The sequence below is a fragment of the Pedobacter miscanthi genome (assembly GCF_003315595.1).
Classification (GTDB): Bacteria; Bacteroidota; Bacteroidia; order Sphingobacteriales; family Sphingobacteriaceae; genus Pedobacter; species Pedobacter miscanthi.
The window spans coordinates 39,989-51,240 of the sequence record NZ_QNQU01000018.1; the positions used below are offsets into that span (position 1 = coordinate 39,989).

Here is an 11,252-nt window from a genome sequence, read left to right on the forward strand (position 1 = left end):
ATGCTCAATATTCTTCGGTTTGTATTACCACAGGACCTAATAATCCAGCAGGATTTAAAGCTTTACCTTCCAATCGGAAAGGTGCTGTGGTTTTCGTTAACCTTTTATCTTCAGGTAATTTGCTATCACCAATTAGTCGGTTTGCCCAGGTATTGGTGATTTCGATTTCGATTTGGTTATTACCTTGTTTTAATGCTTTTGTGATTTCCAAACGGTGCGGAGCAGTCCATAAAGTACCGCAGTTGAGACCATTGATTTTTACTTCAGCAATGCTGGAGAATTCGCCTAAATCAATCCACATTTTATCTTTTTTGTTTCCTGTGAATTTGAAATTTTTAGTGTAAACAGCAGTTCCGGAATAATATTTAACCAAACTATCAGGATTTTTTGTCCAATCGGTTAAATCATTAAAAATGATTGGTTTTGAAGGCCCTGCATAAGTGGTATCGAATTTTGCCTGCCAGGTTTTTGAAATATCCTGAACGGTTTTGAAGTTTGGCCAGTTGTTGCTGTTTTTAAATTGTGATTTAGATATCCGTTTTTCAAAAATGACAAATAATGATTCATTAGGAGCAATTTGTAAATTAATCATGGTATTGGTTTTATACATGGACCAATTTTTTAATTCAATAGTTTGGCCGGTTACAGCGTTATAAATAACAGGTTGCTTTCCGGAAACCCGAAACCAAATCCTTAAGTCTCTGGTGCTCCCTAGCTGATTTGATATAAAATAAATATCCTTTTCGGCAGATTTTCTATGAGTATATGTGAGTTTAGTCGCGTATTTTGCCTTTTGCTCAATGGCATAAAAATCACGTTGCACACTCATTTTTTCAAAACTATCACCATAATACGGTGCTTTAAAGATCACCCCTTTCCCTAAATCTTTGGTTTCAATAGGATTTATGTCATTATAAATCTCACTAAAACTCCCGCCCCAAATTTCTTCTACAACTTTTTTAAATTCAGTCTCACTAACCTGCTTAATACCATTTTGATACAGTGGCTTATCTCCAATAATAACTTTAGCACCTGCGTTAACCAATTCTGAAAGTTTTTTAACGGTTTCATAGCTCATGTACTGGTAATTCGGGTTCATTTTCATGTTGCCAGGGAAAACCAATATTTTATATGTCGCGCCGCTTTCGAACACCACATTTCCGTTTTTAACTGTTGCTGTGTTTAATACATCGGGATTAAAGCTATCATAAGCATAACCACGCAAAGGATTTACCCAGTTTTCGGGATCGGCCATGTTTGCCGAATGGGTAACACCGGCAGGAATTTGACGCAATGGCTCGCCCACATTTGCCAAACGTTTCTTTTCCGCTTCTACTACCCCCTCACCAAAAATACCTGGCAGGGTTTCGACCAGGCGATCGGGCAAAACGGAACGCCTTGGTAGTTCCTCTCCGGTAAAAACGGCTATATCTACAACGGGTTTTCCCTGTTGAAGTAGATTTTGAGTACGTTCTGCATATTCTATCCATGCTTTTCCGGCTTTCCACCATGTTTGGTCGCGCTGGAAATATAAACCCACACCGTCCAAAGTCATTCCGGGTTTTCTATCTGTCCATGGATTGTGTGTAAATACATGATAAACCAATTTATTGATGCCCAGCGCATAATTACGGTCTTGCAGGGTTTTCATATTGGCCGGGCTTTCGTTCCAATCCATCCTTACGGTGGTAAAAGCCTCAGCCTGGATGATATTTTTGCCATAAATATGTGCTCCCGAAATCGCATCAAGCATGTCGTTCGGTTTATCATGTGTAGGGCTGTTTAACCAGAACTCGCCCATGGACACATCAACGGTTTTGTAATGCAGTAAACCATCGCTCATCATGGTTGGCGCTATACTTTCGGCGGTAAAAGTAACCCCTTGCTCCTTTGCCAGTTTTGCCAGGGTTTTATAAAACTGATCGACAACCAGTTCTGAAATGGTTTTTCTAACATCGTAGAGGAAATTTTCAGAAACCAAGGGGCTTTCTACAGGCAAACCCGTCATTATCGGCAAATAAGGTGTTAAGTCATAACCACGGCGCTCTAAAAACTCAGCTTTAAATACCGGCGACCAATTCTGACTGCCGCATTCCCAGCTATCTACATGAAAAATACTTAAAACCTTCTTAGCGATTTGCGGTCCGCCATGTTTTAAAGCTTCTCCATACCAATTGTTGAACTGTAATTTGACGGCTTCAGGATTAAATTTATCGCATTCTAAGCCCATTCCACCGCCACCAGTTGCATTGGTATGTCCGGTTGAGGTGTGCCCAACTCTTAAAATTGTCCAGTTGCCTTTTGGTGCTTTCCAGTTTAAGGTGCCATCAGGATTTAATTTATCCGTTAAGTTGAGGATATTATTCAATGGTACGCAAAGGTTTTTAGCAATTTCAGCTTCTGTACTTCTTTTGCTTATCCGCCATACCGAACCATTTTTTCCTTCGAACTGGTTAATTTGTGCTTCGGAAGATAGTTCGAGATTGACCAGTTTTAAAGAAGGTTTCCATTTTGCGGCGTCTAAATCCTCTGATCCCGGTTCTGAACCTTTTTTATCGAAAATAAACCTGAAAAATTTTGCGGTGGTAGGCACAATGGAATGGGTAACATCTTCATCAGTATCCTGCCAGCCATGTCGCGGGGCTTCCAGTCTGCCAATCGAACGGAAAACCTTGCCATCATCGCTTACCTCAATAGCTAAACGCTGCGCCTGATAGTTATTTCCAGTTACTTTGATGGTTATAGTTCTGCAGGTAAAAGGTTTTTCAAATTCGTATTGGATGTAACAGGGCTCATTTGAACCAAAGTTTTTCTTATTTCCCGGTTGCACCAAGCCAGTGGCATCAGCACCATTACTGGCTGTAATTTTTGGAATTACGGTTCGTGTTGAAACGCCTTCACCAACAGGTGAGGGATAAGCGTAAACTGCAATATCTTTATAATAATTCTGTTTAGATTCTGGTTGAGGTAAAGAGATCTTATTGATTGTATTACTGATATTTATTTTAGACCATACGACTTTTTGCATCGATAGTTCAGGTGTAATCCACGGACCACCGGCCAGGGCAAAACCATCACTTACATGCATGCCCAGTTTCAGGTTTAAGCGTTTGGCCTCGCTCATGGCAAACTCAACCATCTGCCACCATTCTGGTGTAAGCTGAACGGCAGGAGGTGAATAAACTGGTGTTTTATCAGGTCCCTGAATGGTCATTAGATAAGCTCCTGCAATTCCGTTGGCCTTCATGGCTTCCAGATCGGCAGTTATACCGGCTTTAGAAACTGCTCCTTTTACCCAATACCAAAATACCCAGGGTTTTGCATTTTCGTTTTCCTGCGCAGAAAGGCTTACTGAACAGTGAAGACTCAACAATAAAACAATCAATATTTTATTCAACCTATATTTCATTTTTTACTTTTTCTCTATTGGATTGCTTTATTGTGCCTCCCCGCAATGACGTTAAATTTTATTTGTGTTCGATTTTATAACCCCGTAAACCGAAATAAAGGATAACCAGGAAACATACCAGCGGAATGCTATAGCCAATCTGTATATTATCTCCATACATATCGATCAAACTGCCCATTGCAAACGGTAAAATTGCACCACCTACGATGGACATAATTAACCATGATGAGCCTGGTTTCGTATCGTCACCAATACCATCAATTCCCAGCGCAAAAATGGTTGGAAACATGATTGACATAAAAAATCCGATAGCGCCCAAGGCATAAACCACATAAGAACCTTTACCTAAAATGGCTACCAGGCATAAAATGATTGATATCATAGCATACACCGCAAGGAGTTTATTTGATGATATAAACTGTAACAGCGCTGTGCCTGCGAAACGTCCTGCAGTGAATAAAAATCCATAAACAACCAGATAAGAGGCTGCCGTTTTCTCATCAAAACCTCCGCCCTGTTGCGCCATTCTGATAAAAAAACTCGTTACACAAACTTGTGCGCCTACGTAAAAAAACTGGGCCACCACTGCCCATTTCAAATGTTTGTGGCGTAATGCTCCAAAGAAACTTCCTTTTGCTTCACCATCAATGCTTTGGGTTTTAATTTCAGGAAGATGGATAAAGAAAAAGATTACTGCAATAACCAATAAAACTACGCCTAAAGTGATGTATGGCAGCTTAACTGATGCTGCTTCTTCCAAAAAATATGTATTTCTTGCGGTATCGGTCATAGCGGCCAGTGCTTCTTTACTGTGCGATTTTCCTGAAAGGATAAATAGTCCGCCGATCATGGGAGCTACCATGGCAGCCAGGCCATTAAAAGACGCGGCCAAATTTAGTCTGCTGGTTGCTTTTGCCGGATCGCCCAGCACTGCTGCATACGGGTTTGCCGATGTTTCGAGCATGGTTAAACCGCAACCTATAATGAAAAGTGCAATCAAAAATGTAATATATGATAACGTATTGGCGGCAGGAACAAATAAAAACGCACCAAATGCAAAGGCTAACAAACCCGAAATCATAGTCGCTTTATAACCCCACTTTTTCAAAATCATTCCGGCAGGTATAGCCATTAAAAAATAGGCAAAGAAAACAGAGGTATCGATTAGCGTTGATTGCCGGTTATTCAGGTTGCAGGCCTTCTTCAAATGTGGAATCAGGATGGAATCGAGGTTATGTGCCATTCCCCACAGAAAAAATAAGCTTATTACGAGTATAAACGGTAATAAATATCGTTTTCCTGATGAGGGATCGTCCTCAGTGATAATTTCTGGTTGTGTGTTGTGGTTCATTATATTTGGTTTTTTTCTTTGTCTTAAATGGCAAAAAAGATTGCCGCGTCGTTCCTCCTCGCAATGACGGATTTGTTTTATTTTTTCTTTACAACCAGCAGGTGGTCGCAGACCAATACCACTTCTCCATGTTGATTGATGATTTCTACGTGTTCGGTTATGGTGCCATATTCAGGTCTTTTGCTCTCCCCTTTTTCAGAAATGGTGATTTCGGAGTGGATGGTATCACCGATAAAAACCGGTTTTACAAAACGTAATTTATCGTAACCTTTACTCATGGCCTCGGGATTGATTTCAGAGGCGGTTAAGCCGATACCAATGCTAAAAATCATGGTGCCATGGGCAATACGTTGTTTAAATGGCTGTGTAGCACACCATTCGGCATCCATGTGGTGCGGGAAAAAATCGCCGGTGTGACCTGCGTGCACTACAAAATCAGTTTCTGTTATGGTTCGGCCCAGGGTTATGCGTTTATCCTGTAACTGGTAATCTTCAAAAAATGTTGATTTGAAATACATAGTTTTAATATTTTTTACGAAACCTCGCAGGTTTTGAAAACCTGCGAGGTTTAAAATCTTTTAGTTTTTTAAATTTCCTTAACCTTCACTCCTCCAATATCGCTCGATTGGTAAGCACTCTCTACCACAGCCATGGTTTGGATTACATCTTCTACACTGGTGTGCAGCACATCGGTAGAACCTTCATTATAGCGCATTAAATTGGCCATGGTACCAATAAATGCCTCGGGGAACCATGATCCGTCGAGTTGAACGCGTTGCCACTCTGGTGTTTTTCCATCTTCTACGATGCAATATTCAAACACATCGGGCACACCATGGGGATAATCCATCAGTAAACCGATTTTTGCTACAATTGCGCCTTTGGTTCCTTCCCATTTAATATAACTTTCCTGATGGTTGGGACCAAAATCGTGATCGTGGTTGGTGTTGATTACCGCATGCATTGTATCCCCATAATCGAATAAAATGGTAGATCGGGAGGATGACAGGCTTTTGGCCGGATGTTTTAAGGTTTTAGCCAGAATACTTTCAGGATTTCCCAAAAAAGATCGGATCAGGTCGACATAATGAATGCTATGGTACTGAATTTCCAGGCGGGGATGGATAATTACGTGCGGAAAAATTTCCCAGGGTGTTTTTATGGTAACCCGAACTTCCATATCATATAATTCGCCTATTAAACCTTGATCGATCAGGTATTTTGCTGCGCTTACAAATGGCGCAAAACGCAGCTGAAAGTTAATTGCTGCTTTAAAGTTCTTCGCCCTGCATAATTCGAGGATTTCTTGTGCCTGGTTAAAATCATCACCCATTGGTTTCTGGATCAATACGGCACTTCCATCAGGTAATTGCTGTAGGGTTTCGATATATTGTTCGGGCATAATCGTTAAATCGTAAACTGCATTCAGCGGAGCCAGTTTCACTGCTTCGGCCACAGAATTGTACACATTTGGGATTCCAAAAGTATCAGCCAGTTTCTGCGCCCTTTCTTTAGTCCGGTTTACAATGCCATGTACTTCAAAACCAGCAATTTTATAAGCCGGAAGATGTGCATCGGCTACTATTCCGCCTGCACCGATAATGATAATGGGCTGTTTGGTTTGTGGTAGCTCGGGTTTATATTTGATATCAATACTCATTTGTCAATTTCATTAATCTGGTTCTGTGCCAGGTGGATAAGTTCTTCGGTTGAAGCATCGGTGTTGATGGCCTGCAAAACCATCTGGTCGATTATGGCCGCAATTGCAGCCCAGTTTTGTTTCTGTGGCAACATATTTGCCACTTCATGCAATTGTTCCAGTTTATGGTAATAAGGGATAATTGAGTTGATTTCTTCATCTTTCCAGGTCGAAATGCGGCAACCAATTCCACCTTCCAAAGTAAGCTGTTTGTCCTGCTCAGGCGCAAGTGCAAAACGGAGAAAATCGTAAGCAATGGCTTTATTTTTACTTCCATTGGCAATGGTGTACAGCCAATAAACATTTAATGATGCTGAATTTGAATCGGGAGCTGCTGGCAAGAGTTCAACATCGATTTTACCCTTTACTTTCGAATTTGGATCAACTTCGCACATGGCAGCAAAACCAAACCAGTTGATCATCATGGCTGCTTCACCCTGCGAAAAGGCAATTCCGGCACCAACTGATTCGAATTCCGCAGATTTTGGGTGAACAGCAGTTTTATCATTCACCATTTTGCGGTAGAAATTTAAACCATCAACTGCAGCCTGGGTATCGATCCGGATAAAACCGTTTTTATCGACTAAGGTTTCTCCTCTTGTCCATAACTGCAGACAAAAATCGAAAACGGTATTATGGCCGTCGGGATAGCAGGCGAAAATACTGCCATACAAATTTTCTTCCGGGCGGTTAAAAAAACGGGCAACCTGATGAAAATCTTCCCAGGTTCTGGGTACTGTTAAGGTTTTACCAAATTGGGCTAAATAATTTGCTTTTTCAGTTTCGTTTTCAAATAAATCTTTTCTGTAAATGAAACATTCGGGGCCATCGTGAAAGGGTAAACCAACCACTTCCCAGCCAAAACGCTGCAAACCCAGCAGTGATTTACTCCAGCCTTTGGGGAAATTGCCGGGTTTATTTTTATTGATATAAGGATTTAAAATTTCGAAATCATTATTGGCGTAACCTTCTAAAATCCAGTCGGTACTGATGTGCCCAATATCAAAGTCGCCATTTGCCAAACCTTTTTTTGTAATGGTACTATCGTAAAGTTCGTGCAAATCCATTACCACCATTTCCAGCTTTAACGAACAGCCCGAAATGGCACAATATTGCTCCCAGAATTTCTGCATGGCAGCTTCAAACGGGGCAAATTTGCGAACGGCTATTTTAAAAGTGTTTATTTGGTTATGCATTTGCAGTGGTGTGCTGTGTTATAAATTCTTTGATAATTTTTTCATTATCCTGTCCTAATTTTGGCGAACCTTTGGATGAGGTAAGGATTTCGCCATCAATACGGATCGGGCACCTGGTGGTCTCATATTTGTATCCGTCAACCATTTCAACTTCCTGAACCATATTTAATACCTTGAAACCATCGTGTGCCATCAGGGCATTCCAGTTTAGCACATCGGCGCACCAGATATCGGCCGGTTCTAATACAGAAAGCCATTTTTCGGTTGTTGCCGATAAAAGATGATCAGCCAAAACGGCTTTAATTTCATCACGCTTATCAAATGCCTCACTTTGTTCAATATAATCTTCTAACTTCTCGCAGCTAAGCAAATTGCCAAGTTGTGGAATGGAAGCCATTGCCAGGGCTAAATATCCGTTTTCTGTTTGATAAATACCATACGGAGCGCCTAAATATGCGTTTGCATTGTTCTTTTTCGAACGCTCGGGCAAGCTACCGCCGTCATTCATAAAAGTAGTAATGGTTTCAAACTGGAAATCATAAGCTGATTCCATCATGCTGATCTGTACAAAACCACCTTCGTTTTTAATGGCTTTACGGTATAAACAAGCCAAGATTCCCTGCGCGAGGTGTGCACCTGCCAGCATATCAACAATGGATAAACCCATTGCCACAGGGCCACTATCGGCATTTCCGGTTAAGGAAGTTAAGCCGGTTACGGATTGTAAAAGCAAATCCTGACCTGGTTTATTCTTCCATTCTCCCTCAGTTCCGTAACCCGAAATTTCGCCATATACAATGGAGGGATTTAAAGCGATAACCGATTGATAATCGAAACCTAAACGTTCCATTACGCCGGGGCGGAAGTTATGGATCATGATATCTGCTTTTTTGAGCAGCTCACGCACCATTTCGCAATCTTCTTCACTTTTTAAATCGACTTCAAAACTCTCTTTATTTCGGTTAATGGCATGAAAAACGGACGATTCGCCATTCATAATCAGGTTTGAGGTATAAAGCGTGCGACAAATGTCGCCTACGCCCAAACGCTCTATTTTGATTACGCGTGCGCCCATGTCGGCGAGGCGTAAACCCGCCGATGGCCCCGAAAGGAACTGGCTGAAATCGATAACTAAATAATCTTCAAGCGGTAGCATCATTTTATTCTTTTAAATCGTCACTTTAATAAACGCGATCGTCATCTCGACCGTAGTGGAGAGATCTGTTAATTTTTTCTCTATAGATTTCTCCATTTCACTGCGTTTCAGTCGAAATGACGGTCTGCGTTAACTTAAACTCTTTATTAATATCTGCCGTATCAAAACCCAATTTAGGGGCTGCTTTAGCTGCAAATAATTTTTCATTATCCAAACGGATCGGGCTTACGGTAGTTTTTATTTTTTTGCCATCCCCTAAGTCTAACTCCTGTTCGATCTCGAGTTTTTTATATGTGCTTAGCGCAGTTGCAGTTTGATAATTTAATACTTCTGCACACCAGATTCCATGATTTTCCAGACGGTCGACCCAGTATTTGGTATTCTGCTTTTTAAAGGTCTCGGCTAAACGAACAATTAATTTATCGCGGTTTTCGAAAGCAGAGCCGGCCTCCACATATAAATCGGTAATGTCGCAATTTATAATCGCACAAATATTTGGTAGGTTTCCCATGGCCATGGCAATGTGGCCATCTTTTGTTTCGTACATGCCATAAGGCGCACTTAAATAAGCGTGAGCACTGCCTTTTGCCCCACTTCTATCCGGTAATTTTCCGCCATCGTTAAGGTAAGTAGTCAATACTTCGAACTGTACATCTAAAATGGATTCGAGCAAACTCACTTCAACCAGAACACTTTTACCGGTTTTTGCCCTTTTGATCAGCGCTGCCATAATTCCCTGTGCCAGATGGTTGCCACACATGATATCAGAAACAGAAAGTCCGAAGGGTACCGGCCCGTCTACATCCACCCCTGATAAAAATGTTAATCCGGAAACGGATTGCACCAGTAAATCCTGTCCTGGTTTGTTTTTCCATGGTCCATCATTTCCATAGCCGGTAACCACACCGTAAACAATTTTAGGATTGATTTTTTGAACATTCCCATAATCCAAGCCGATTTTTTCCATCACACCCGGACGGAAATTATGCGTCATTACATCGGCCCTGCTGATTAGCTTTTTAAGCCTTTCTAAATCTTCCGGATTTTTTAAATCGGCCGTGTAACTTTCTTTATTGCGGTTGATGGTATGAAAAAGCAAACTGTCTTCATCCACAAAAAGATTTTTTATGGATAAAGCCCTGCAGGCGTCACCTGTTTTCGGCCGCTCGATCTTGATCACACGGGCACCTAAATCAGCCAGTTTTAAACCTGCTGATGGTCCGGCCAGAAACTGGCAAAACTCTAAAACCAAAAGTCCTTCTAGCGGTCTGTTCATGATAACACAAAACTTTTAGATTTCTGATACAATCTGTTCATGGCTGATAAAACCTGGATTTCATCACCTCCGTTTATTAAATAATCGCGGACAACATCGCCGGCATGATCCTGAAAATACATGGAACCATGGTAACGCGGACGGAGAAATGCCCTTTGTAAAGCCGGCAAGGTATTTTGAAAGTAATTCTGGCTCTGGCGGTTTACTTCTTCATTTTTCCACGCAGCCAAATGTCCCGGCTGACCACCACTTTCAAAGAATAAAGTAGACTGACAAGCGGGTGAACCTACAAATTTTACATATTCAGCAGCGGTTTCAATTGCTTCACATTTAGAGGAGATGGCCAAGCCGGTTCCGCCCAAAGTGCTTCTTAAATTCGTATTTCCATCTAAGGAAATCATATCGTGAAAATGCAAAGTTTTGCGTGCATAGCCATTTCTCGAATAATTGGCATAACCATAGGCAAAAGGACAATAGGCAATTTCATCGCTTAAAGTCATGGCTTCATAAACCTGAATCGGATTTCTATTGAAATTTGCTTTATCTATTTTCGAGGCCAGTTCGCGGTACATTTTCAAAACTTTAATACCGGTTTTAACCGAAACCACTTCCTCATCATTTTGGCAGGGATCTTCGCGCAAAGAGCAGCAAAGGGTATAAAAATTCATTAACACATCAATCGGGATGCCCGCAAAAGCCACTAAGCCTTTATCTGCGAGTGCCAGTAAATCATCAAATGATTGAGGCAATTTCAATCCTTTTTCTGCCAGTAAATCCGGCCTCGATGCTGCTACCGGTGTTGCTGCGTCAATGGGTAAAGCCCATAAATGCTGGTCATAAAAATAACTTTCGTAAGATTGGCCTACAGAGTTTTCTTCCTGGTCTTTCAGGTATTCCTGGGGTAAATACAAATCCAGAGGAACGATCGATTTTGTTTTTGCGGCGAAACCTGCCCAGGGGTGATCAATAACCAGCAAATCAAACCTTTCGGCCAGTTCCTGAATGGAAAAATCGGCAAATTGCTGCAAACTTCTTTTCTCCCAGGTGATGTGCACATTTGGATGCAGTTCGGAAAACCGTTGTGCTGTTGCCACCATCGGCAAAAGTCCGCGGCTGTGGTTCCAGGTTATTCCTTTTAAATTAATCGTCTTTTCCACTTAATCTT

General features: G+C 41.4%; 8 protein-coding genes. All 8 read right to left on the minus strand.

What is annotated here, in order from left to right; genetic code table 11:
• Positions 1-4 precede the first annotated feature (4 nt).
• On the minus strand, positions 5-3,409 hold the full coding sequence (locus DRW42_RS19470; protein WP_113950501.1) for a glycosyl hydrolase: 3,405 nt from the start codon (positions 3,407-3,409) through the stop codon (positions 5-7).
• A gap of 58 nt (positions 3,410-3,467) precedes the next feature.
• A complete protein-coding gene (fucP, locus tag DRW42_RS19475) occupies positions 3,468-4,760 on the minus strand; it encodes an L-fucose:H+ symporter permease (RefSeq protein ID WP_113950502.1) in 1,293 nt (430 codons plus the stop codon).
• A gap of 77 nt (positions 4,761-4,837) precedes the next feature.
• Entirely contained in the window at positions 4,838-5,278 is a 441-nt protein-coding gene (locus tag DRW42_RS19480) for a MaoC/PaaZ C-terminal domain-containing protein (RefSeq protein WP_113950503.1), read from the minus strand.
• A 68-nt stretch (positions 5,279-5,346) separates the two neighbouring features.
• Complete coding sequence (locus DRW42_RS19485; RefSeq protein ID WP_113950504.1) at positions 5,347-6,420, minus strand: Gfo/Idh/MocA family protein; 1,074 nt, start codon at positions 6,418-6,420, stop codon at positions 5,347-5,349.
• A complete protein-coding gene (locus tag DRW42_RS19490) occupies positions 6,417-7,655 on the minus strand; it encodes an extracellular solute-binding protein (RefSeq protein WP_113950505.1) in 1,239 nt (412 codons plus the stop codon). The genes DRW42_RS19485 and DRW42_RS19490 overlap by 4 nt, the downstream gene beginning before the upstream one ends.
• Complete coding sequence (locus tag DRW42_RS19495) at positions 7,648-8,811, minus strand: CaiB/BaiF CoA transferase family protein (protein WP_113950558.1); 1,164 nt, start codon at positions 8,809-8,811, stop codon at positions 7,648-7,650. Before DRW42_RS19495 ends, DRW42_RS19490 begins: the two co-directional genes overlap by 8 nt.
• A gap of 97 nt (positions 8,812-8,908) precedes the next feature.
• Complete coding sequence (locus tag DRW42_RS19500; RefSeq protein WP_113950506.1) at positions 8,909-10,087, minus strand: CaiB/BaiF CoA transferase family protein; 1,179 nt, start codon at positions 10,085-10,087, stop codon at positions 8,909-8,911.
• Entirely contained in the window at positions 10,084-11,244 is a 1,161-nt protein-coding gene (locus DRW42_RS19505; RefSeq protein ID WP_113950507.1) for an ABC transporter substrate-binding protein, read from the minus strand. Before DRW42_RS19505 ends, DRW42_RS19500 begins: the two co-directional genes overlap by 4 nt.
• Between the last annotated feature and the right edge of the window lie 8 nt (positions 11,245-11,252).

Bases quoted from the DNA above. Each gene is read 5' to 3' on its own strand.
- DRW42_RS19495 (WP_113950558.1), bottom strand. From the start codon at position 8,811: ATGCTACCGCTTGAAGATTATTTAGTTATCGATTTCAGCCAGTTCCTT.
- DRW42_RS19485 (WP_113950504.1), bottom strand. From the start codon at position 6,420: ATGAGTATTGATATCAAATATAAACCCGAGCTACCACAAACCAAACAG.
- DRW42_RS19470 (WP_113950501.1), bottom strand. From the start codon at position 3,409: ATGAAATATAGGTTGAATAAAATATTGATTGTTTTATTGTTGAGTCTT.
- DRW42_RS19500 (WP_113950506.1), bottom strand. From the start codon at position 10,087: ATGAACAGACCGCTAGAAGGACTTTTGGTTTTAGAGTTTTGCCAGTTT.
- DRW42_RS19480 (WP_113950503.1), bottom strand. From the start codon at position 5,278: ATGTATTTCAAATCAACATTTTTTGAAGATTACCAGTTACAGGATAAA.
- fucP (WP_113950502.1), bottom strand. From the start codon at position 4,760: ATGAACCACAACACACAACCAGAAATTATCACTGAGGACGATCCCTCA.
- DRW42_RS19490 (WP_113950505.1), bottom strand. From the start codon at position 7,655: ATGCATAACCAAATAAACACTTTTAAAATAGCCGTTCGCAAATTTGCC.